Raw genomic sequence first — 24,771 nt, 5'->3', positions numbered from 1 at the left:
TTATAGGTCTTGAGCTTGAATGGCTGTTATTATTACGGTGCTATAAATATCATCTGATGTGCAGCCTCTACTTAAATCGTTAACAGGTTTGTTTAAACCTTGTAACATAGGGCCGATAGCTAATGCACCTGTTTCTCGTTGTACCGCTTTATAGGTATTGTTTCCAGTATTTAAATCTGGGAAAATCAACACGCTGGCTTCACCAGCGACCTCAGAATCTGGTAATTTACTTTTTCCAATGCGTTTATCAACCGCAGCATCATATTGAATAGGACCTTCAATTTTTAAATCAGGAGCGATAGACTTAGCAATTTCTGTTGCTTTTCTAACTTTATCAACATCTTCACCTTTTCCAGAAGCACCTGAGGAATATGATAACATGGCAACTTTAGGTTCTATACCAAAATCTAAGGCGGTTTTTGCAGATGAAATAGCTATTTCTGCTAATTGTTCTGCATTAGGATTTGGATTGATGGCACAGTCACCAAATATAGAAACACGATCTTCTAAACACATAAAGAACACCGATGAAACTATATTAACACCTGGTTTAGTTTTGATGAATTGAAGCGCAGGGCGTAATGTGTGTTGTGTGGTATGCATAGCTCCAGATACCATACCATCGGCATGACCTTTGTGTATCATCATGGTGCCAAAATAAGATACGTCCTCAATCATATCTTGAGCCATTTGTCTGTTTACGCCTTTGTGTTTTCTAAGTTCATAAAGGGTGTCTACATAATCATCAAAATGTTCAGATTGGGTGGGGAATACTACATTAACATCGTTTAAATTAAGTGGGATGTCGTACTCTTCAATACGCGATTGTATTTTTTCTCGTTCACCAATAAGAGTGATATCAACCACCTGAGTATTTACTAATCTGGCAGTTGCTCTCAGGACACGTTCATCATAACCTTCTGGTAGTACAATGTGCTTTTTATCCCTAAGTGCGCTTTGTAACAAATTATATTGGAACATTCTTGGAGTGAATATATCCGATTTGAAAGTAATTAAACGTTCAGCCAACATATCAGTGTCAACATGATTTTCAAATGTTGAAATAGAAGTTCTTATTTTTTCAGAATTCTCAGCGTAAATTCTAGACTTCACTTTTCCAATATCGTTTGCAACAGAAAAGGTGCCTCCTTGAACACTAATAACAGGAACAACACTTGAAAGTCCTTCAATGAGTTTTAGTATAGATTCTTCAGGAAGTAAACCACCTGTTAATACAATACCCGATATTTTTGGGTAATTTTTAGAGGCATGGGCTTGTAAAGCACCTAGTATAATATCTGCCCTGTCACCTGACGTTATGACAAGAGAACCATCTTTTAATTTCGTAAGATAGTTTCTCAACTGCATGGTGCCAACTCCAAAATTTTCTACTTGATTGTTAAGCATGTCTTTTCCAAACAAAACTTTAGCATCTAATGCTTTAACAATTTCTTTCAGAGTTGGACTAGCTAAACTTCTTATTTTTGGAATAACAGTAATATCGGTATCATTATTAATACGTTCAGCCAGTTTAGATTTAAGCTCCTTAACATCTTCTTTATTAATCTTATTGGCCATGATTGATAGCACATCTACCTCTTCTTTAAAGGTGTCATGTGCTAATTGAGCACTATCCACAATATCTTTCATGCTTTTGCCATCACCATGTAAAACAATAATGACTGGTAACCCGAGGTTTTTAGATATTAACATGTTGATATCTAACTCTAAACTAGAGTTTTCATGAGAGAAGTCTGTTCCTTCAACAAGAACCAAATCAAAACGATTTTCCAATCGTTTGTATTTTTTAATAATTTCATCAATAACATCTCCAGATTTACCCTGATTGTAAAGGTCTAAAACTTCACTTCGGGTAAATGCGAATGTTTTTTTGTAGTTGATGTCTATATCGAAATGTGAAATCACGGTGTTAATGTGATTATCCATTTCTCCAGCTTCAACATCCTCAATAATTGGTCTGAAGTAACCTACTTTTGCAGTCTTTCCTAAAAGCATACGCATGAGACCTAAAACTACAACCGATTTACCACTATTAGGCTCTATAGTGGCTACATAAATTCCTTTGCTCATTATACCTGTTTGTTGTTTACAAAGATACTTTTTTAAATCCTGATTAAAGAAGTACCCTTCCCTGTTTTAATTTGTTTTAAATACGGTACAAAATTAAAGCCTCAATGTTGTTGTAAAGATGATTTTTGTCATGATTTTTAATAAAAGCTAAATTGGTTTTTTGAATTTACCTTTATTATAAATAATGAAACTGAATCTTAGAAGAGTGATTTTTTATTTAAGACTGTGTAAGTTCTCTAAATAAAGTCTCTAAACTTGCATTTTTTTGATTTAATTGAAGAATTTTTAAGTGGTTGTCATGAGCAAAATCAAAAACATGTGAGCGCATGTCTTTTGAAGTTGAAAATGTAATTTCATAAACAAAATCATACGTGTTAATTACTTTTTTAACTTTTGGAAGTTGTTTTAAAAAAGCATCTTCAACTCTATAATCAAACTCCACAACAACAGTTTGTTCTTTTTGTTCACGTAATTCCGATAATTTTTTGTCGGCAACAATGTTACCTTTATTAATAATAATAACACGGTTACACATAGCCTCTACTTCTTGCATAATATGGGTTGAAAGAAAAACGGTTTTTGTCTTTCCAATAGTTTTAATAAGGTTTCTAATATCAACCAGTTGGTTAGGGTCTAAGCCAGTGGTGGGTTCATCTAATATTAAAACATCAGGATTATGCAAAAGAGCCGTTGCCAAACCAACACGCTGGCGATACCCTTTAGAAAGTTGTCCTATTTTTTTGTGAACTTCAGGTGTTAATCCTGTAAGCTCAATAACCTCATTTATACGTTCTTTAGTTACCTTGTATATGTTGGCATTAAATGAGAGGTACTCTTTAATATACATTTCCAAGTATAATGGGTTATGTTCAGGTAAGTAGCCTACGCTTAACTGTACGTTTTTGGTTTCGTTATTTATATCATACTCATTAACCTCTGCGTTTCCATCGTCTGGTCTTACGTAAGTGGTTAATATTTTCATCATGGTAGATTTGCCAGCGCCATTGGGACCTAAAAAGCCAACAATTTCGGGGTTTTTAACTTTAAAAGAAATGTTGTTTAAGGCTTTCTGATTACCGTAAAATTTAGAAATATTTTCAACCTTAATAGACATAATAAAAATTTCAGACAAAATTAAATGATTATCTAATGTAACCTAAGTTTTGCTATAAAATCACTAAAACTTCAAAAAAAAATATAAAAAATTAATTCTACAATTTTGATTTCTTAAAATATTAACTACTTTAGCCGCTGTAATTATGAGAACAACAGTAGTTTATACATATTTTAGCTTTTATTATTTCTTTTTTAGTTAAAGGAACGAGGCGTTATATGTATAAATTAGAACAATAAATTTAAATATAAGTCTCGGTGAAAATCGAGACTTTTTTTTATGATTAAAACGGTTGCCATACAAGGAGTAAAAGGATCATTTCATCACATTGTGTCACAGCAATTTTTTGATAAATCGGTTCATAATATTGAATGTTTAACATTTGATGAGGTGGTTAATTCTTTAATTTCTGAAGAATCTGACGCGGCTATTATGGCTTTAGAAAATTCTATTGCAGGTTCTATTATTCCTAATTATGCTTTAATTGATACTTATGGGTTGCACATAGTGGGAGAACATTATGTTGATGTTCAGCATAATTTAATGGTGTTGCCTGGGCAAACTATAAGAGATATTAAAGAAGTGTATTCACATCCTATGGCATTGTTGCAGTGTAAAGAATTCTTTAAACAATACCCTCATATTAAGTTGGTAGAAGATAAGGATACAGCAGAAGTTGCACAGCGTATCAAACATGGTGAATTAAAAGGTATAGGAGCTATTGCTAGTGTTTTGGCAGCAGATATTTTTGAACTGGACATTTTAGGAAAAAGTATTCAAACTATAAGACATAACGAAACCCGTTTTGTTATTGTAAAGCGCACAAATTCTGAAGTTCCTGAGAACGAAATTAATAAAGCATCTATTAAGTTTGAGGCAAATCATAAAAGAGGCAGTTTAGCAACTATTTTAAATGTGATGAGCGATTGTAAATTAAATTTAACTAAAATACAGTCGTTACCAATTATTGAAACTCCTTGGAAATATGCCTTTTTTGTAGATATTACATTTAATGAATACAGTGATTATAAAAAGGCTAAATCATTAATTGAAATAATGGCCGAAGGCTTTAAGGTATTGGGTGAATATAAAAATGCCAAGTTATGATTGAAGTAGCAAACAGATTACATACCGTTGAAGAATACTACTTCTCAAGAAAATTAAGGGAGGTAAACCAAATGATTGCCAATGGTAATCAGGTCATTAATTTGGGTATAGGAAGCCCTGATATGCAACCACCACAAAAAGTGATTGAGGCTATATCAGGTAGCTTACATGATGCTAGTGCTCATAAATATCAAAGTTATCAAGGGTTGCCAGAGCTTAGAGAAGCAATGGCAGCATTTTATAAAGAGCATTTTTCGGTGCGTTTGAATCCTAACTCTGAGATTCTTCCTTTAATGGGTAGTAAAGAAGGGATTATGCATATCTCTATGGCTTACTTAAATGAAGGTGATGAGGTTTTAATTCCAAATCCAGGTTATCCAACATACCAATCTGTTACTAGGTTGGTAGGAGCTAAACCAGTTTTTTATAAATTAGATGCTACCAATAATTGGCTGCCAGATATTAATGCGCTTCAAAGTTTAGATTTGAGCAAAGTAAAACTAATGTGGGTTAATTACCCGCATATGCCAACGGGAGCTCAACCATCTAAAATAGCTTTTAAGAGTTTAGTGGCTTTCGCAAAGCGACATAATATTTTAATTGTTAACGATAACCCATACAGTTTTGTGCTTAACGAGAATCCAATGAGTATTCTCAATATTGAAGGTGCTAAAGAGGTTTCTTTAGAGTTGAATTCATTAAGCAAAACCTTTAATATGGCAGGATGGCGCGTTGGTATGGTGCTAGGAAGTAGTGAGCTTATAAGTAATGTGTTGAAAGTTAAAAGTAACATGGATTCTGGCATGTTTTACGGTATTCAAAAAGGTGCTATTCAAGCATTGAAATGCTCTAAAATGTGGTATGTAACCTTAAACAGTGTATATAAAAAGCGCCGTGATTTAATTTGGAAATTAGCAGATACTCTTAACTGTACTTATGACAAAAATGCAACAGGTATGTTTGTGTGGGCTAAATTACCCGCAAACCTAAAATCTGAAGAATTTATAGACACTGTGTTAAAAAACAATCATGTTTTTATCACACCAGGCACTATTTTTGGTAGCCAAGGAGAAGGCTATATTAGATTTTCACTTTGTGCATCGGCAGAAGATATAGAGGAATGTATAGCAAGAATTAAGTAGCATGAAGAATATTTACTTTATAGGCATAGGGCTAATAGGAGGAAGTCTTGCTAAAGATATCAAGAAGCAGAACCCCAATGTGGTTAATCATGGTATTAGTAGAAAAGACTCAACACTAGAGGAAGCATTAACTTTAGGGTTGATTGATAAGAAAGCTACTTTAGATGATATTGATAAAGCAGATATGGTGATTGTATCTATACCTGTTGATGCTACTGTAAAATTATTACCAACCATTTTAGATAAAGTATCAGATGACGGATTGGTAATAGATGCAGGCTCAACAAAGGAAGCTATTTGTAAAGCGGTTGAGAATCATCCAAAACGAAGAAATTTTTTAGCGGCACACCCCATTGCAGGTACAGAACATTCTGGTCCAAGTGCTGCTATTAACGGATTGTTTGAAGGTAAAACCAATATTATTTGTGAAGTAGAAAAAACGGCTTTCAAGCTTCAAGAACAAGCACTAGAGATTTTCAAATCTCTAGGTATGCGTATCCGTTATATGAATCCTGAAGCACATGATAAACACATTGCTTATGTGTCGCATTTATCGCACATAAGTTCTTTCATGTTAGGAAAAACAGTTATTGAAAAAGAAAAGAATGAGCGTGATATTTTTGATATGGCTGGTAGTGGATTTGCTTCAACAGTAAGGCTTGCTAAAAGTTCACCAGAAATGTGGACACCCATTTTTAAACAAAATAAAGAGAATGTAATTGAAACATTAGAAGAGTATATAAATAACCTTTCTCATTTTAAAGAGCTAATGAAACAAGATAACTTTGAAGCTATTTTTAATGAGATGAGAGATACAAATCATATTAAAGACATATTAAACGGAATTAGTTAAGAGTAACAATTATGGAAAACAAAAAAGAAATGAGAGCATGGTTAGATGATATGAAGTTAAACCATCCACTAGTAATTGCAGGCCCTTGTAGTGCCGAAACTGAAGAGCAAGTTTTAAAAATAGCTCACGAGCTTAAAGATACCGATGTAAATTATTTTAGAGCAGGTATTTGGAAACCAAGAACAAGACCAGGAATGTTTGAAGGTGTTGGAGCATTGGGTTTAAAGTGGCTACAAAAGGTGAAGGCCGAAACAGGCATGAAAGTGTGCACAGAAGTAGCCAATGCGGCACATGTAAAATTAGCTTTAGAGCATGATATTGATATGCTTTGGATTGGCGCTCGCTCTACAGTAAGCCCATTTATAATGCAGGAAATTGCAGATGCATTAGAAGGAACAGAAAAACCAGTTCTAATAAAAAATCCTGTAAACCCAGATTTGGCATTATGGTTAGGAGGTATTGAAAGAATTTATAGTTCTGGTGTTAAAAACATTGGCGCTATACATAGAGGTTTTTCTACGTATGAAAAAACCAAATTTAGAAACAACCCAGAGTGGCAAATGGCTATAGAGTTTCAAAATAAGTTTCCGGATATTCCATTAATTAATGATCCATCGCATATTACAGGAAAAAGAGATATGGTATTTGATATTTCGCAAATTGCATTAGACCTTAATTTTGATGGTTTAATGATAGAAACACATCATGATCCTGAAAATGCTTGGAGTGACGCCTCTCAACAAGTAACACCAAATATGTTAATTCAAATGATGCGCGATTTAAAAGTAAAAAAGGAGGCAGATCCTGAAGCAGAATACAATAGCAAGTTGGGTAATTTAAGAGCGCAGATTGATGTTATAGATAATCAAATTATTGATATGCTTGGTAAGCGTATGCAAGCTTCAGATGGCATTGGTAAGCTTAAAAAAGAGAAAAACGTTGCTGTTTTACAAAGTAAGCGTTGGAACGAAATTTTAGGAAGAATGGTGTTGGAAGGTCAAGATCATGGCTTAAGTGAAGAGTTTATACTTAAAATGTTTAAAGCCATTCATCAAGAATCTATTAATCATCAAGAGAAGATTATAAACGGATAATTATTTATAGAAAATTTAAAAGCCTCACATTTGTGAGGCTTTTTGTTATTCTAGGTTTCTCTTAAAAATGTATCGTGTAATAAAAATTCCCTGCCCGTCATCTTTACCGCTATCACTTTCAACAGCACTGGTAACAAAAGCCAATTCCCAACCTTCGGCTACCATAGATGTAATTTTAGAGGAAATTAACGCATCGTTAGAAGCAATATTTTGAAAACGTATGCCACCAATATTATAAAAGTTTAAAAGCTTTGTTTCTTCAAAGTCTTTAACACGAATTTCATTGCGTTTTGATTTGTTTCGTGTGTGATCTTCTTCGGATTGTTCGGAAGTAAATTCTTCAAAATCTCTTTCTGAACTAGCGGAAATAAGTCTGGATCTACCTAAACCATTTGGAACAATAGATTCAACACTTGTAATAACCTTAAACTCAACTTGAGCATTAATTTCGGTAAAACTAACTATTAGGATAGTCGTAATGATTAATAATTTTTTCATGTTGTTGATTTTTTTAAAAAATTCAACCACCAATATAAACTTATTCTTACTTAAAAAAACGAATAATTTCATTTATTTTTGAATTGAATATGACAGGACTTGTTTATAAATCTACAGGGAGTTGGTATACTGTAAAAACACAGTTAGGAGATACCTATCAATGCCGTATTAAGGGTAAATTTAGAATTAAAGGTATTAAAAGCACCAATCCAATTGCAGTGGGTGATTTGGTAGATTTTGAATTGGAAAGGGCAAACGATGTTGAGTCTGGAATCATCCATAAAATTCACGATAGAAAAAATTATATTATTAGAAAATCTGTAAATCTATCTAAGCAAACTCATATTATTGCTGCAAACCTTGATCAGGTTTTTTTGATGATAACCATTAACAATCCTCCCACCTTAACAAGTTTTATAGATCGGTTTTTAGTGACTGCCGAGGCCTATTCCATAAAAACGGTTTTACTGTTTAATAAAATAGATACTTATAATGAAGAAACCCTTTTAGAGGTAAAATATTTAGCACATGTTTACCGTAAAATAGGGTATGAATGCATAGGAGTATCAGCTAAAACAGGAAAAAATGTTGACAAGATAAAAGCTCTTATGAAAGATAAAGTAAGTATGTTTTCTGGTCATTCAGGGGTTGGTAAATCTACTTTGGTAAATGCCATTCAGCCAGATTTGAATTTAAAGACCAAAGAGATTTCAACGTTGCATATGCAGGGGCAACATACCACAACATTTGCCGAAATGTATGATCTTGATTCTAATGCAAAAATTATAGATACACCAGGTATTAAAGGTTTTGGAGTGGTAGATATGGATAAAGAAGAAGTAGGTGATTATTTTCCTGAAATATTTGCCCTAAAGCAAGGTTGTAAATTTAACAACTGTTTGCATGTACAAGAACCCAAGTGTGCGGTAAAAAAAGCGCTTGATAATGAGGAAATAGCCTTTTCTAGATACCGGAGTTATTTGCAAATTTTACAAGGTGATGATGAAAATTATAGAACCGATAATTGGGAAGTAGAATGAAGGTAGTATTGCAAAGAGTATCTAAAGCTAGTGTAACCATAGGAAGAGAAATTCCTGCTGTTATTGGAAATGGCCTTTTAATTTTATTGGGTATAGTAGAAGAGGATACCCCTGATGATATTAATTGGTTAACAAACAAAATAGTTAACCTTCGCATATTTGGAGATGACAATGGAGTTATGAATAAATCTGTTAAAGATGTTAATGGTGATATTATTGTTGTTAGCCAGTTTACATTACACGCCCTTACCAAAAAAGGGAACAGACCTAGTTATATCAAAGCAGCAAAACCAGATATTGCGGTTCCGTTGTATGAGAGTTTTGTTAAACAATTGGAAATAAATTTGGGTAAAATAGTGCAAACCGGACAATTTGGAGCCATGATGCAAGTAAGTTTGGTTAATGATGGGCCAGTAACTATAATTATTGATACTAAAAACAAAGAATAGTTTTTTAAATTCTTTTAAGGCGCTAATCTATAGTCAGTTTAAACTATATTTTTCTATTCCCATTTGGAACAACAGTTGTAAGTGTTTTTTGTTTTTCTCTCATTTTCTTATATCTTGTGTGAGATTTTTAGTAATAAAAAACTAATATTAACCAACAAACCTGATTTTTCTCATAATATTTTGAGAATTATCATAATACATTTAACCCAGAAAAACTATCAACTTACTTTATGAGAGTTAAATTATTTACAAGTTTTTTACTTGTGACACTTAGTGTTTTTTCACAAAACAATATCAGTTTAACCATACCCAATAATCTTAAAGAAAACGCTAATGCGGTAATTAGAGAACATAGTATTGATGTAACTCTAAGGTCTTCAAGTGACATGCATGTTGTTCAAAAACGTGTAGTTACGGTACTTAATAAACAAGGAAATGATCATATAGATGCCTATTTATATTATGACGATAATAAGAGAATTATTAGTTTGGAAGCTATCGTTTTTGATGCTTTTGGTAGGCAAATAAAAAAGATAAAGAAGAAAGATTTTAAGGATGTAAGTGCTGTTGATGGTGGTACTTTGTACTCAGATTCTAGAGTCAAATATCTCGAGTACACTCCAATAAGTTATCCATACACAATAGAGATTTCATGTGAGTATGTAGATAAAAATACGGCATTTATTGAATCCTTTTATCCGCTTAATGATTATTATTTAAGTGTTCAGAAAAGCTCCTATAGTCTAAGTTTTCCTTCAGATATAAAGGTTAGAACTAAGAAAAGAAACTTTGAAAATGTAAACTTAGAAGAAGTTGTGTTAGAAAACTATTTATCATTTAAAGTTAAAGATATAGAGGCTATTAAACCCGAAGATTTTAGTCCGTCACTTTCTGCAATAGCACCAAGGGTTTTAGTAGCGTCAAATGAATTTACTTTGGAAGGTGTAAGTGCTCATGTAGAAAATTGGGAGGACTTTGGAAAGTGGATGTATCATGACTTAATTAAAGATACACAAGATTTGCCACAAAGTACTTTAAAAGAAATTAAAAGTCTGGTAAATGGAGCTAAAAGTGATCTTGAGAAAGCAAAAATAGTATATCAATATGTTCAAGATAAGGTGCGTTATATCAGTGTTCAAGTAGGTATTGGAGGTTGGAAACCGTTTAACGTTTCTAAAGTGGATGAGCTTGGTTACGGAGATTGCAAAGCGTTAACTAATTACACCATGGCTCTTTTAAAAGCTGTTGGTATAGATTCTCATTTTACCGTTTTGTATGCTAGAAGTTCACAAAGAAGTATGGAGAATGACTTTGCGTCTATGCAAGGTAATCATGCCATACTAAACATTCCTCAAGAAAATGGTGAAGATATATGGCTGGAGTGTACCAGTCAGAAATTACCATTTGGTTTTATTGGAGATTTCACCGATGATAGAGATGTGCTTGTTATTACGCCAGAAGGAGGAAAAATTGAACACACAAAAAAGTATAAAGTTGATGAAAGTCTTCAAAGTATAAAAGGAGTATGTAATATTTCAAATGAAGGAGCCATTAAAGCTAAAGTAACGGTGATTTCAAAAGGCATTCAATATGATGATAAATATTTATTAGAAACCGAAACTAGTAGAGATTTAGATATGCATTATAAAGAACATTGGGGTTATATTAACGGACTTAGTATTGATGATATGGAGATTATTAATGATAGAGATAATATTGAGTTTATTGAAAACATTAGCTTTAATGCGTTAAACTATTCCAAAATAGTAGGAGACCGAATGTTATTGACCTTAAATGCATTAAATAGAAATAGACATATTCCAGACAGATATAGATCAAGAAAGTTGCCACTTCAAATAAAAAGAGGCTTTAAAGATATTGACTCAGTAGAAATTAAACTACCAAGTGATTATAAAATTGAATCTAAGCCAGAAAATGTTTTAATAGAAAATAAGTATGGCAGTTACAAAATGGAATTAAATATTAAAGATGAAAACACTTTAGTATACAACCGAGAATTTATAATTACAGATGGATATTTTCCAAAAGAAGATTATGAAGGCTTTAGAGACTTTTATAAAGAGGTTTCAAAACAAGACAACGCCAAAATAGCATTAATTAAAAAATAATATACCATGAGAGTTATACTAATTGTATTTGTTCTATGTATCACAAATTTGATGTTTTCACAAGATTATAAATTTGGAAAGGTTTCTAAAGAAGAGCTTAAAGAAACAGTTTGTTCTATAGACTCAACAGCAAATGCTGCTTTTTTATATAAATTTAGACGCACCTACTACGAGTATATAAAGGATGAAGGATTTGTTTTAAAAACAGACATACATGAACGTATAAAATTTTATAACCAAGAAGGATTTGACTATGCAACAAAACAGGTTAGGCTTTATAATGGAAGCGGTGGAGAAGAAAAAATTTCTAATTTAAAAGCCTATACCTACAATATTGAAAAAGGTAAAGTTGTATCAGAAAAGCTCAGTAAAGATGATATTTTTAAGTCTGAAGCTAACAAATACTCTAATAGTGTAAAATTTACAATGCCAAACATAAAGCCTGGTTCTGTTATAGAATTTAAGTACCAAATCAATTCCCCATATTGGTCTAATGTTGACGAGTTTATTTTTCAGCATGATATACCAATAAAAAAGTTAGAGGCAGAATTTGATGTACCTGAATATTATAATTTTAAAGTAAATACAAAGGGCTTTTTATCTGTTGTTCCCGAAGTAGAAAATAAAAATGGGGTTATAAGATTTGTAGACAAATCAAGATCGCAAATAGGAGGAACAGTCTATGATAACTCAGAAATAGCCTATTATAGACAAGTTAGTAAGTATCATTTACAAGATATCCCAGCTTTAAAAGAAGAGCCTTTTGTTAATAGTATTAATAACTACAGGTCATCGGCAAAATATGAGCTTTCTTATACTAAGTTTCCAAACTCACAAATAGAGACTTACTCAACTACATGGGAAGATGTTGTAGATAGAGTTTACCAAAGTTCAAATTTTGGTGACGAGCTTAAAAAAACGGCTTATTTCCAAAGCGATATTGATGCACTGGTAGGTTCAGTATCAGGAGCAGAAGAAAAAATGGCTATGATTTTTGATTATGTGAAGTCTCAAGTTAAATGGAATGGATACTATGGATTTTATGCCGATGATGTTAAAAAGGCATATAAAAGTCATGCAGGTAGTAGTGGTGACATTAATTTAATGCTAACAGCTATGTTGCGATATGCTGGTTTAAATGCAAATCCTGTTTTAGTTAGTACTAGAACGCATGGGGTGCCTTTATTTCCTACTAGAGAAGGATATAACTATGTGGTTACTTGGGTAAGATTACCCAATGATAAAGTGGCCTTACTAGATGCTACAGATAAATATTCAGTTCCCAATATACTACCTTTAAGAGCTTTGAATTGGCAGGGAAGAATTGTTGCTGAAAACGGTGGTTATGGGGTTATTGATTTATATCCTAAAAATAAATCTGAAAATTCAGTTACTATGATGGCTAAAATAGATGAGGAAGGTGCTTTAGAGGGTAGTTACAGAAGTATAAAAACAAACCACAGAGCGTTGTCATTTAGAAATAGTTATAATGAGGCAGACAAAGATGATTTCTTAGAAAAATTGGAAAACAGGTACAATGGGATAGAGATTTCTGATTATACTGTTAAAAATGATATGGACTTGTCCAAACCCATTCAAGAGTCCTATAAATTCAATAAGGAAAGTCAAGTTGATATCATTGGAGAGAAAATGTATTTTTCACCGTTATTTCATCTAAGAACAAAAGAAAATCCTTTTAAATTAGAAAAAAGAGAATTTCCTGTAGATTTCGGATATCCATCCCTTACATCGTTTAGAGTGATTTTAAGTATTCCAGAAGGATACAAAATAGAAAGTACACCAGAGTCTGTAGCCTTAGCGTTACCAGATAATTTAGGGTCTTTTAGTTATATGGTGAAGGGTGGTGGGCGCAACATTCAAGTAATGGTAGAGACACAAATAAATGAGTCTATTATATCACCAATATATTATGAGGTCTTAAAAGAATATTTTAATACATTTATCCAGAAAGAAGCAGAACAAATAGTTTTAACAAAAGTATAGATGAAGTATCAAGGTCTATTTCTTTTAGTATTCGCAACTTGTTTCTGTTCGGCTCAGAATTACAAATTCGGTAAGGTTTCAAAAGAGGAATTAGTGGAAAAAGTTTGTTCTATAGATTCCAATGCTAATGCTGCTTATTTGTTTAAAAAAAGGCACTCTTATTTTAGTTATCATAGGTCAGATGGTTTTAAGCTTCATACAGAAATGCATGCGCGCATAAAAATCTATAATCAAGATGGATTTGACTATGCAACTAAGGAGGTGAATCTATACAAAGATGGGGTAGGGTTAGAAGAGAAAATGACTGATTTTAAAGCATATACATTTAATATTGAAAACGGTAAAGTCATTCAGGCTAAAGTAGATAAAAACGAGGTATTTAAATCAGATGTTAATAGGTATTTAGCCGAAATTAAATTTACAATGCCTAATGTAAAACCTGGTTGTGTAATAGAATATAAATATACCTTAGTCTCACCTTTTTGGTCTAATATAGATGAGTTTGTTTTTCAGCACAGTATTCCAACAAAAAAGATAGAAGCTATTTTTGAGGTGCCAGAGTATTATAGTTTTAAACCAAGAACTAAAGGGTATTTAGTACTTCAGCCCACTCAGGAAGAGAAAAGAGATAAACTTTACTATAAAACTGAGGTTCCCATAACTGAAAATACTAAGTTGGATACAAAAAGCCTTTACAGAACGGGTGAGATTGAATACAAAAAGAATGTTTTCACCTATAATCTCGAGAATATTTCGGCGATTAAAGATGAACCCTACGTAAATAATATAAATAATTATAGGTCATCTGTTAAGTATGAACTATCCTTCACGAAGTTTCCTCATTCAGCAATAGAGTATTATTCTACCACATGGCAAGATGTTGTAGAAAGAATTTATAAGAGTTCTAGTTTTGGAGGCGAACTTAATAAAACAGCCTATTTTAAGAACGATATAGATGCGCTATTAGCTTCGGTTTCAGACCCTGTTCAAAAGACTGCTTTGATTTTTAATTTTGTTAAATCGCAGGTAAAGTGGAATGGTTACTATGGCTTTTATTCAGAGGATATCAAAAAAGCTTATAAAGAACATGTAGGTAATTCTGGTGATATAAACTTAATGTTAACTGCTATGCTTCGCTATACGGGTTTAAATGCAAACCCCGTTTTAGTAAGTACAAGAACTCATGGGGTGCCATTGTTTCCAACCAGAGAAGGCTATAATTATGTGGTGTCATGGGTAAAACTACCTGATGGCTCTGAAGCTTTGTTGGATGCAACAGATCAATATGCTATTCCAAATATTCTACCATTAAGAGCTTTAAATTGGCAGGGTAGAATAGTGGCAGAAAATGGTGGGTCTAGTGTAGTAGATTTATACCCTAGAACAAAGTCAAAGAATTTAGTGTCCATGATGTTGAAGATAGATGAAGAGGGAACAATTCATGGAAATTATAGAAGCACTAAAACTAATCATAGGGCACTTGCTTTTAGGAACAATTACATAAGAGTAGATAAAGATGAATTTTTAGAAAAACTAGAGAATACGTATAAAGGTATTGAAATTGAAAATTATGTGGTTAAAAACGATATAGATTTATCAAAACCAATTATAGAATCTTATAAATTTTTAAAAGAAAGTCAAGTTGATATCATTGGAGAGAAAATGTATTTTTCACCGTTATTTCATCTAAGAACAAAAGAAAATCCTTTTAAATTAGAAAAAAGAGAGTTTCCAGTAGATTTTGGATACCCTTCTACGATCTCTTATAAGGTTTTAATTAATATTCCAGAAGGATATAAAATAGAAAGTACTCCAGAGTCTGTAGCTTTTGCTTTGCCAGATAACTTAGGGTCTTTTAGTTACAACATTATGGGTAATGGTAGTACTATTCAAGTAGCTATTGAAACACAAATTAACACGGCAATCATATCTCCTGTACATTATAAGGCTCTAAAAGAATATTTTAATACATTTATCCAGAAAGAAGCAGAACAAATAGTTTTAACAAAAGTATAATGGATATAAAAAACGCTCAAAAAATTGTAGATGAATGGATAAATGAACATGGGGTACGCTATTTTAATGAGCTTACTAATATGGCACAACTTACCGAAGAGGTTGGAGAAGTGGCACGCATTATTGCGCGCCGCTACGGAGAGCAAAGCGAAAAGGAAAGTGACAAGGATAAGGATTTAGGCGAAGAATTGGCCGATGTACTTTTTGTGTTATTGTGTTTAGCGAATCAAACAGGTACCAATTTACAGCAAGCTTTTGATAGAAGAATGGAAAAAAAAGCCAAACGAGACCATGATAGGCATCACAATAATGAAAAATTGAAATGATTTTTTATTAGAGAAAGTAGTCCATAAAAAAAATCAATAAGTTTCATAGTATTAATCTCCATTATCCAGTAAATTTGCAGCTTGTTTATAAGAGGTATTCATAGGTATGCAAATTACACTTCATAAATCTGAGGTTGCAAAACAGTCTTCAGTACAAATTACAGGGTCTAAAAGCGAGTCTAATAGGCTGCTGCTTTTAAAAGCACTATATCCTGTTTTTACACTTAAAAATGTATCGAATTCAGACGATAGTAACCTAATGACTAGTGCATTAGATTCAACTTCTGAAATAGTAGATATCCATCATGCAGGTACTGCTATGCGATTTCTTACCGCTTTTTTTGCAATTCAAGAAGGAAGAACAGTGATACTTACTGGATCTAAGCGCATGAAAGAGCGTCCTATTAAAATTTTAGTAGAAGCTTTAAAGCAATTAGGCGCTGATATTGAGTATGAATTAAACGAAGGGTTTCCTCCCTTAAAAATAACAGGGAAAAAGCTAACTAAAAGTAAAGTATCATTGGCAGCTAACGTTAGTAGTCAATACATTTCGGCGTTATTACTCATTGCTTCAAGATTAGAAAACGGACTTGAATTAACTCTTCAAGGAGAAATCACGTCGGTACCATATATAAAAATGACCTTAAGTCTATTACATGAAATTGGAATAGAAACATCTTTTGAAGATAATGTCATTAGTGTTAAGCCCAATACCCAAAACTCAATGCCTAAAACCTTAGTAGTAGAGTCAGATTGGTCTTCGGCATCTTACTACTTTAGTATTGCGGCCATTAGTAATGTTGGTACAGAAATTACGTTATCATCCTACAAAGAAAATTCATTACAAGGAGATTCAATTTTAGTTGATATTTATAGACATTTTGGAGTAGAGACTATTTTTGGAGATAACACATTGACCTTAAGAAAAGTAACTACAGATGTATTGCCTTTAGAACTAGATTTAAAAAATGCACCCGACATAGCGCAAACCATCGCCGTAACCTGTTTTACTTTGGGTATTCCCTGTGATTTGTTTGGTCTTCATACCTTAAAAATTAAGGAAACAGATAGACTTGTAGCCTTAAAAACCGAAATAGAAAAACTGGGAGGAGAAGTTTATATAACTGATAAATCCCTGCATTTAAAGGCTTCAAATAACATCAAAGAATTGGTGTCTGTTGCAACCTACAATGATCATAGAATGGCTATGGCATTTGCTCCCATTGCTTTAAGAGTGCCTATTGTGATTGAAGATGCTATGGTGGTTTCAAAATCATATCCAACCTTCTGGAACGATTTAAAATCTATTGGTTTTAAAATATCTCAATAATAATTAGTTAATTACTTGACAACCCCTGTTTGCAGATTGTATATTTGCAACTTTCTAAAAATATCTGTAGAGAAGGATATCCATTATTTATAAATATGAATATCGATTTTTACACCAAACTATTTTAAAAAAGAGTACATGAAATTATCAAACTTTGGCTTTAATTTACCTCAAGAACTTTTAGCAGAATACCCATCAGAAAACAGAGATGAATCGCGTTTAATGGTTCTAAACAGAAAAGAACAAACCATTGAACATAAACTGTTTAAAGATATCATTGATTATTTTGATCAAGATGATGTATTAATACTAAATAACACAAAAGTATTTCCTGCCAGATTATACGGTAATAAAGAAAAGACTGGTGCCAGAATAGAAGTATTTTTATTGAGAGAACTTAATGAAGAGCAACGCCTTTGGGATGTTTTAGTAGATCCAGCTAGAAAAATAAGAATTGGTAATAAACTGTATTTTGGTGATGACGAAACTTTAGTAGCAGAGGTTATTGATAATACCACTTCAAGAGGAAGAACATTACGTTTTTTATATGATGGTTCATATTCAGATTTCCGAAGAAAACTACAAGAACTAGGTGAAACGCCATTGCCTAAGTATATCAAAAGAGATGTAGAGCCAGAGGATGAAGATAGATATCAAACTATATATGCCAAAAACGAAGGAGCCGTTGCAGCGCCTACAGCAGGACTTCACTTTTCTAAGCACTTATTAAAGCGGTTAGAGATTAAGGGTGTTAATTTTGCTGAAGTAACTTTGCATGTTGGTTTAGGTACCTTTAACCCAGTTGAGGTAGAGGATCTTTCTAAACACAAAATGGATAGCGAAGAAATTTCTATAGACAGGTTTGCCGTAGAAACTGTAAATAAAGCTATTCAAAACAAAAAACGTGTTTGTGCCGTTGGTACAACAGCAATGAGAACTATTGAGAGCTCAGTGTCTTCAAACGGTTTGCTAAATGAAATGGATGGGTGGACTAACAAATTTATATTCCCTCCATATGATTTCAGTATTGCTAACTGCATGATTACTAATTTTCATACGCCAAAATCAACTTTATTAATGATGGTTTCGGCATTTGCTGGTCATGATTTCATTATGAAAGCTTATGAAGAAGCGGTTAAAGAAAAATATAGATTTTATAGCTATGGAGACGCTATGTTAATCATTTAATAAAGTTTAAATATATTATATGAAAGCCTCGTTTATCGGGGCTTTTTTTATACGCATAGCTTTGTCAAAGTATATCTTAATTTCTAACACAAAGTTAAATTAGTAATCCTTAAACCAAAAATCATATAATGATAGCTATCGGGACAAAATTCCTTTCGTTATTTTTGCAAAACTTATGGGAATTATCAAAAAAGATATTAGAGCATTAACCAAAGATCAACTAAGAGAATTCTTTGTGAATGAAGGTGATAAAGCATTTCGTGGGAATCAGGTCTATGAATGGTTATGGCAGAAATCTGCACATAGTTTTGATGACATGACTAATCTGTCAAAAAGTACACGCCAAATGCTTGAGAATAATTTCACAATTAACCATATTAAGGTTGATACCATGCAGCGTAGTAACGATGGTACGGTTAAAAATGCAGTACGATTGCACGATGGTTTAGTAGTAGAATCGGTATTAATTCCAACCGAATCAAGAACAACAGCTTGTGTGTCAAGTCAGGTGGGGTGTAGTTTAGATTGTAGGTTTTGTGCAACAGCACGTTTAAAACGAATGCGTAATCTAAACCCCGACGAGATTTATGACCAAGTGGTTGCCATAGACCAAGAAAGTAGGTTATATCATAACAGGCCACTAAGTAATATTGTGTTTATGGGAATGGGAGAACCGCTTATGAATTACAATAATGTATTAAAGGCTATAGATAAGATTACCTCACCAGAAGGATTAGGTATGTCTCCAAAACGTATTGTAGTATCCACATCGGGGGTGCCAAAAATGATAAAGAAAATGGCAGATGATAGCGTAAAGTTCAAGTTAGCCGTATCTCTTCATTCTGCCATAGATGAAGTGCGTGATACTATTATGCCATTTAACAAAACCTTTCCTCTTAAAGATTTAAGAGAAGCGCTGCAATATTGGTATACTAAAACCAAAAACAGAATTACTTATGAATATGTGGTTTGGAAAGGTATAAATGATAGGCGTATTGATGTAGAGGCTTTAGTGAGATTTTGCAAGTTTGCACCAAGTAAAGTGAACCTTATTGAGTACAACCCTATTGATGATGGTGAATTTCAACAGGCTAATCCAGAAGCAATAGATATGTATCAAAGAGTTTTGGAGGCCAATAGTATTACAGTTACAATCCGTAGAAGTAGAGGTAAAGATATTGATGCGGCCTGCGGACAATTAGCTAATAAAAAATAGCCTATAGAATTATTTAAGTTATGAATAAGCATTATTATTTTGTTTATGGAACACTAAAAAAGGGTTATTGTAACCATAAGCTATTAAGGGATTCTAAAAAAGTACGAGACTATACAACAAAACCAGAATACAGTATGATTAATTTGCATTCGTTTCCTGGGGTTGTCAAAAATGGTAATACGGCAATTCATGGGGAAATTTATGAGGTTATTGATGAAATGATAGAAAAAAGTTTAGACAAACTTGAAGGTTATAACCCGAATAATAAAGAAAACTTTTTTAATAAAGAGTGTATTAATCTCGAAGGAAAAAGAGTATTTATTTATATTTTGAACACATCTAAAGTAGCGACAGAGGAATATCAAATAATACCTTCAGGAAAATGGTAATCAAAGTTATTTGTTAAAAAATAGTAATTTAATATAGCTGAATTTCAATAAAACAATTAATATTATATTTGAAATCTCTTTAAAAATTTATATTGAAAATAGTTGAACAGATAAAGCAACCTATAGCCTTTGAAATGGAGCTTTTCGAACAAAAGTTCCAATTGTCAATGTCAAGTAAAGTAGCGTTGTTGAATAGGATTACTCACTACATAGTAAATAGTAAGGGAAAGCAAATGCGCCCCATGTTCGTGTTTTTAGTGGCCAAAATGGTTTCAAATGGAGAGGTTAGAGAACGCACTTACAGAGGTGCATCGGTAATAGAATTAATACATACAGCAACGCTGGTTCATGATGATGTGGTTGATGATAGTAATAGACGTCGTGGGTTTTTCTCTGTAAATGCTCTCTGGAAAAATAAGATAGCAGTTTTAATTGGTGATTTTTTGCTATCCAAGGGTTTGTTGTTATCTATAGATAATAATGACTTCGATTTACTTAAAATCATTTCTGTAGCAGTACGAGAGATGAGTGAAGGAGAGTTGCTTCAAATTGAAAAGGCGAGAAAATTAGATATCACTGAGGAAGTGTATTATGAAATCATCCGTCAAAAGACAGCAACATTAATAGCTGCTTGCTGTAGCTTGGGGGCCGCTTCGGTAAAACCAGACTCAGAGCATATTGAAAAAATGCGAAAATTTGGAGAACTTATTGGAATGGCATTTCAAATAAAAGATGACTTATTTGATTATGGAGACACAGCCATTGGAAAACCAACGGGTATTGATATTAAAGAGCAAAAGATGACCTTACCTTTAATATATGCACTTAATAATTCAAGTAAAAAAGATAAGAGTTGGCTTATTAATTCGGTTAAAAATCATAATAAAGATAAAAAGCGTGTAAAGGAAGTTATTGCCTTTGTGAAAGATAATGGTGGACTAGATTATGCCATAACCAAAATGAAAGCCTTTCAAGAAGAAGCACTTTCTATGCTTAATGATTATCCAGAGTCAGAGTTTAAAAACTCCCTAGAACTGATGGTTAATTATGTGATTGACAGGAAGAAGTAATTTTATTGCTGCTGCTGTTGTTGAACGAATTCTAAGTTTTGCCGGTAGCTATTTTGAGTGATACTTTTTTTAACAGTATTAGATTTTTCTACATCAGTTTCATCTGTGGTAATGTTGGTATGGGTTTTTGTTGCACTAACATTTACTTTTACAAATAAGCTATCGGTTACATGACCTCTAAAAACTCCTTTAACAGGAGTACAATCTTTATAATTTCTGCCTACAGCAAGTTTTACATGATGTTCAGAGGCTATTAGGTTATTGGTGGGGTCTAAACCTAACCATCCATAATAGGGAATATAGACTTCTATCCAGGCATGTGTAGCGCCTTCTCCTCTAGTTTTGGAATCTCCAGGGCAAATGTAGCCACTAACATAACGAGCTGGTATGCCCATCATACGTACCATTTGCAATAAAATGTTGGTAAAGTCTTGACAAACACCAGCTTTAAGTTTCCAAACTTGATCTAATTTAGAATCTACATCAGTAATGCCTTGTATATACTTGAAGTTGTCATAGATAAACTCACAGAACTCTAAAGCTACTTTGTATGGTGATAAAAGAGATTTGTCTTTTGAAGCAATCATTTCTTTAATATCAGGTGTCCCATCAAAAGTTATAAACTTTAAATAGTCCATAAACTGAATATCTTTTTTTAAAGACTCTAAAAGGTGCCATTGCTCTTCAGGTTTTGCTCTGTCTTCTGGAAAAATAACAGGTTGCGTATAGATTTCAATATCAGATTCTATTGATAAAAAATTGTGAGGAGTAATTAACATAAACGTACCAACGGTATTATGAAAGAAATCTTGGTAGGTGGTAACGTTTGGGTTTCCGTTTATTGTTATGTTTTGTGATATTACCTTTTGAAATTCATTATTAAAGGGGTACAAACGTATTTGGTTTGCCCCATCAATCACATTGCCGCTGTATGTGTATTTTGTAAGATGTTTTATGAAGTACAAAGCCATAACAACCTAACTTTGGTTTGAAAAATACACATTATTAATGCTTAAGGAGATATTTGAGATATCATTTTTTATACTAGCAATAAAATTAGTTAATCCTTGCTCATTAATGCTTTCTATAGTTGTGTATTGAATGGTGCTTTGTAGTTTTCCTAAAAGGAATTCTAAATCATTATTGACCAATTCATTCGTTTGTATAAGCTGGTTTATATGTCTACTTAATTTGTTAACGCAATAGTACAAGGATTTTGGGAATAATTGTTCTTGAAATATTAACTTTATTATGAAATCCTCTTGAAATGTAGACTTATATTTTTTTAAATAGAGCTGGTAGGCACCTATGGAAAGTAAAAAATTTTTCCACAGGAAACTACGTTCTAAAGCATCAGATGTTTTTGCAATTTCTTTTAATTTCATGGAAGCAAGATCAGAGATTTGAATGACGCGCTCCAAAAATTTACCAATATCCATAAAGTAATAGGCAGAACCTCGTTCTTGAGTGATATCAATTTTTCCGTAATAGAGTAATTGATGGTTTAATAGTCTGTCTAAGAAAACCACTGGGTCTTCTTGGTATAGTTTACTTGGTAGTTCTGGCTTTGTTAAATAGAGATAATAGCTATTAATACCAAGCCATAGCTCTCTTGGAATATGTTCTTGAACACTTCTTGCATTTTCACGCGATCTGGTAACTAAATTAATTATAGAATTTTGATTGTCTAAATTAAAAACCATGTGATTAATACACTCAATGGAATTTTCTGAAGAAAAACCACTCTCAGAACCGCAATAGTTTTTAATTATAGGAGTCCAGGGGAAAAGATCAGGAGAATCTTGATGCGCAGAGTAATTCACTTTTAGTAAATTCAAAACGCTGTAGCCGCGTTCCATATAGCGGTTCATCCAGATTAAGTTATTTGCTACTCTACTAAGCATTTTAATTATTTAATTACCCAAGTATCTTTACTACCTCCACCTTGCGAACTATTCACAACTAAGGAACCTTTTTTAAGTGCCACGCGAGTTAATCCACCCGGGCAAATATCAATACCATCTGGCCCATATAAAGCAAAAGGTCTTAAATCTACACACCTAGGGGATAGTTTGCCATCTATATAACAAGGTGCAGTAGATAATTTTAAAATAGGTTGTGCTATATAAGCAGCAGGGTTTTTATTAACAACTTTAAAATAGTTGTCAATTTCCTCGTTGCTTGCTTCATGCCCCATCAACATACCGTACCCGCCACTGCCATCAGTTTTTTTAATAACCATTTTGTTGATGTTTTTTTTCACGTAATCTAAGTCTTCAGGTTTACCAAGTTGATAGGTTTCAATATTTTTTAATATAGGTTCTTCGTTTAAGTAGTATCGAATCATATCAGGAACAAATGTGTAAACAGCTTTATCATCTGCTATCCCAGTACCCGGTGCATTTACTATGGTGACGTTTCCTTTGCGGTAGGAAGACATGATACCTGCTACACCTAGAACACTATTTGAATTAAATTCCATAGGATCAAGAAAATCATCATCAACTCTGCGGTAAATTACATCAACCCGTTTTAGTCCAAAAGTAGTTTTCATATAAACCACATGATCCTTTACAACTAAATCAGAACCTTCAACAAGTTCAATTCCCATTAAGCGCGCTAGAGTGGTATGTTCATAATATGCTGAATTGTATATGCCTGGGGTTAGTAAAACTACATTGGGGTTGTCCTGAGTACTGCACTCGCATAACTTTTTGTAGAGAATATCAGGATAACTAGAAACGGATAGTACATTGCATTTAGGTAAAATACCAGGAAAAATGCGCTTAGATATTTCTCTATTCTCAAGCATATAACTAACACCAGATGGAGTTCTTAAATTATCTTCTAAAACATAAAATTCCCCATCATTGTTCCTTATTAAATCTACCCCTGTAATATGAACATAAATATCAAAAGGAGGTGCAACACCTTTCATTTCTCTTAAAAAGTATGGGCAATCATATATTAAACTGGCAGGAACAACTTTATCTTTTAAAATAAATTGGTCATTGTAAATATCTTTTATAAAAAGATTTAGGGCTGTGATGCGTTGCTTAATGCCTTTTTCAATTTTGCCCCATTCTTTTGATGTAATTATCCTTGGTAAGATATCAAATGGAAAAATTTTCTCAATACCTTTTTCATCATTATAAACAGTAAAGGTAACCCCTTGGTGCATGAACAATTGCTTAGAGAGTTCTTCTTTTTTAGAAAGTTCTTCAGCAGATGTGTGCTGTAAATAATTGCTAATGATTTCATACTGTTCACGTAATGCGTGGTTATTTGTAAACATTTCATCCCAAGTATCTTTTAAAAAATCATAAGAAGAAAAAAAGGATGGTTCTTGCATTTTAGTATTTTGAGAGTTCTTCCATCAAATCTATAAAAAATTGAATAATTATCACATATTTTAACAATTGTCAATAAATAAATTATCAAAACCTTTATTTTAGTAAATAATAAATAGGGATTTAACAATATAAAGATGTTTTGTTATTATTCTTTTAATATCATTTAATAAAAAGCCTTCAGGTGACCATTAGTATAAAAACTGTGTCTTTGTAAACAGAAAGCAAAATGAAAACATTTTTGAAAGTTATACCACTTCTTAAAAATGAACTAGATATCCGAAAGTCTTTCAGTACTAGATTTTTTACAATAGCTTTGTTTAATTACCGACTTCAAATTAGGGTGGTAGAAATATTAGCTTAAA

At 32.7% G+C, this 24,771-nt stretch carries 21 protein-coding genes; 15 read left to right on the top strand and 6 right to left on the bottom strand.

The annotated features are described in order from the left end of the window. Both pta and gldA read right to left on the bottom strand, forming a co-directional pair. Positions 1-2,091 carry a phosphate acetyltransferase gene (pta, locus tag E1J38_RS05715; RefSeq protein ID WP_133356211.1) on the bottom strand — a complete coding sequence of 697 codons (2,091 nt, stop codon included), beginning with the start codon at positions 2,089-2,091 and terminating at the stop codon, positions 1-3. 217 nt (positions 2,092-2,308) lie between these two features. After that, positions 2,309-3,205: a gliding motility-associated ABC transporter ATP-binding subunit GldA gene (gldA, locus tag E1J38_RS05710; protein ID WP_133356210.1), complete on the bottom strand. Its 897-nt coding sequence runs from the start codon at positions 3,203-3,205 to the stop codon at positions 2,309-2,311. 279 nt (positions 3,206-3,484) lie between these two features. Between gldA and E1J38_RS05705 the strand changes: the two genes are divergently transcribed. From E1J38_RS05705 to E1J38_RS05690, 4 genes are read left to right on the top strand one after another with little or no spacing between them, the layout of a single operon-like run. Continuing rightward, positions 3,485-4,312, top strand: coding sequence for a prephenate dehydratase (locus E1J38_RS05705; RefSeq protein WP_133356209.1), 828 nt, complete (start codon positions 3,485-3,487; stop codon positions 4,310-4,312). Beyond that, on the top strand, positions 4,309-5,454 hold the full coding sequence (locus E1J38_RS05700; protein ID WP_133356208.1) for a pyridoxal phosphate-dependent aminotransferase: 1,146 nt from the start codon (positions 4,309-4,311) through the stop codon (positions 5,452-5,454). Before E1J38_RS05705 ends, E1J38_RS05700 begins: the two co-directional genes overlap by 4 nt. 1 nt (position 5,455) lies before the next feature. Continuing rightward, entirely contained in the window at positions 5,456-6,307 is an 852-nt protein-coding gene (locus tag E1J38_RS05695; RefSeq protein ID WP_133356207.1) for a prephenate dehydrogenase, read from the top strand. Positions 6,308-6,318: 11 nt separating this feature from the next. Then, positions 6,319-7,401: a bifunctional 3-deoxy-7-phosphoheptulonate synthase/chorismate mutase type II gene (locus E1J38_RS05690; RefSeq protein WP_133356206.1), complete on the top strand. Its 1,083-nt coding sequence runs from the start codon at positions 6,319-6,321 to the stop codon at positions 7,399-7,401. Between the two features lie 45 nt (positions 7,402-7,446). Here the strand turns inward: E1J38_RS05690 and E1J38_RS05685 are convergent, their stop codons facing one another. Continuing rightward, on the bottom strand, positions 7,447-7,899 hold the full coding sequence (locus tag E1J38_RS05685) for a hypothetical protein (RefSeq protein WP_133356205.1): 453 nt from the start codon (positions 7,897-7,899) through the stop codon (positions 7,447-7,449). An 89-nt stretch (positions 7,900-7,988) separates the two neighbouring features. Between E1J38_RS05685 and rsgA the strand changes: the two genes are divergently transcribed. The 11 genes from rsgA to E1J38_RS05630 all read left to right on the top strand — a co-directional run bounded on the left by rsgA (position 7,989) and on the right by E1J38_RS05630 (position 21,056). Continuing rightward, positions 7,989-8,939: a ribosome small subunit-dependent GTPase A gene (gene rsgA, locus E1J38_RS05680; RefSeq protein WP_133356204.1), complete on the top strand. Its 951-nt coding sequence runs from the start codon at positions 7,989-7,991 to the stop codon at positions 8,937-8,939. Continuing rightward, entirely contained in the window at positions 8,936-9,388 is a 453-nt protein-coding gene (dtd, locus tag E1J38_RS05675; protein WP_133356203.1) for a D-aminoacyl-tRNA deacylase, read from the top strand. Before rsgA ends, dtd begins: the two co-directional genes overlap by 4 nt. Before the next feature lie 230 nt (positions 9,389-9,618). Beyond that, on the top strand, positions 9,619-11,517 hold the full coding sequence (locus tag E1J38_RS05670) for a DUF3857 domain-containing transglutaminase family protein (protein WP_133356202.1): 1,899 nt from the start codon (positions 9,619-9,621) through the stop codon (positions 11,515-11,517). Positions 11,518-11,523: 6 nt separating this feature from the next. Then, on the top strand, positions 11,524-13,521 hold the full coding sequence (locus E1J38_RS05665; RefSeq protein ID WP_133356201.1) for a DUF3858 domain-containing protein: 1,998 nt from the start codon (positions 11,524-11,526) through the stop codon (positions 13,519-13,521). Continuing rightward, a complete protein-coding gene (locus E1J38_RS05660; protein ID WP_133356200.1) occupies positions 13,522-15,537 on the top strand; it encodes a DUF3858 domain-containing protein in 2,016 nt (671 codons plus the stop codon). Next, a complete protein-coding gene (locus E1J38_RS05655; protein WP_133356199.1) occupies positions 15,537-15,863 on the top strand; it encodes a nucleotide pyrophosphohydrolase in 327 nt (108 codons plus the stop codon). The genes E1J38_RS05660 and E1J38_RS05655 overlap by 1 nt, the downstream gene beginning before the upstream one ends. Positions 15,864-15,969: 106 nt before the next feature. Then, entirely contained in the window at positions 15,970-17,193 is a 1,224-nt protein-coding gene (locus E1J38_RS05650) for a 3-phosphoshikimate 1-carboxyvinyltransferase (RefSeq protein WP_133356198.1), read from the top strand. Positions 17,194-17,331: 138 nt separating this feature from the next. Further along, on the top strand, positions 17,332-18,381 hold the full coding sequence (gene queA, locus E1J38_RS05645) for a tRNA preQ1(34) S-adenosylmethionine ribosyltransferase-isomerase QueA (RefSeq protein ID WP_133356197.1): 1,050 nt from the start codon (positions 17,332-17,334) through the stop codon (positions 18,379-18,381). A 175-nt stretch (positions 18,382-18,556) separates the two neighbouring features. Further along, positions 18,557-19,597, top strand: a complete 1,041-nt coding sequence (gene rlmN / locus E1J38_RS05640) for a dual-specificity RNA methyltransferase RlmN (RefSeq protein WP_133356196.1) — start codon at positions 18,557-18,559, stop codon at positions 19,595-19,597. 20 nt (positions 19,598-19,617) lie between these two features. Beyond that, positions 19,618-19,986, top strand: a complete 369-nt coding sequence (locus E1J38_RS05635; RefSeq protein WP_133356195.1) for a gamma-glutamylcyclotransferase family protein — start codon at positions 19,618-19,620, stop codon at positions 19,984-19,986. Between the two features lie 92 nt (positions 19,987-20,078). Next, entirely contained in the window at positions 20,079-21,056 is a 978-nt protein-coding gene (locus tag E1J38_RS05630; RefSeq protein ID WP_133356194.1) for a polyprenyl synthetase family protein, read from the top strand. A 2-nt stretch (positions 21,057-21,058) separates the two neighbouring features. Here E1J38_RS05630 and E1J38_RS05625 read toward each other — a convergent pair whose 3' ends face one another. The 3 genes from E1J38_RS05625 to E1J38_RS05615 are packed head-to-tail and all read right to left on the bottom strand — an operon-like array spanning position 21,059 to position 24,408. Then, entirely contained in the window at positions 21,059-22,027 is a 969-nt protein-coding gene (locus E1J38_RS05625; RefSeq protein ID WP_133356193.1) for a transglutaminase family protein, read from the bottom strand. A gap of 6 nt (positions 22,028-22,033) precedes the next feature. Next, positions 22,034-22,960: an alpha-E domain-containing protein gene (locus E1J38_RS05620; protein WP_133356192.1), complete on the bottom strand. Its 927-nt coding sequence runs from the start codon at positions 22,958-22,960 to the stop codon at positions 22,034-22,036. A 5-nt stretch (positions 22,961-22,965) separates the two neighbouring features. Continuing rightward, positions 22,966-24,408: a circularly permuted type 2 ATP-grasp protein gene (locus E1J38_RS05615; RefSeq protein ID WP_133356191.1), complete on the bottom strand. Its 1,443-nt coding sequence runs from the start codon at positions 24,406-24,408 to the stop codon at positions 22,966-22,968. Positions 24,409-24,771: the final 363 nt, after the last annotated feature.

This window comes from Seonamhaeicola sediminis (assembly GCF_004358095.2).
Taxonomy (GTDB): Bacteria; Bacteroidota; Bacteroidia; order Flavobacteriales; family Flavobacteriaceae; genus Seonamhaeicola; species Seonamhaeicola sediminis.
Note: the sequence above shows the minus strand (reverse complement) of the source record. Positions and strands in the feature narration are given on the sequence as shown.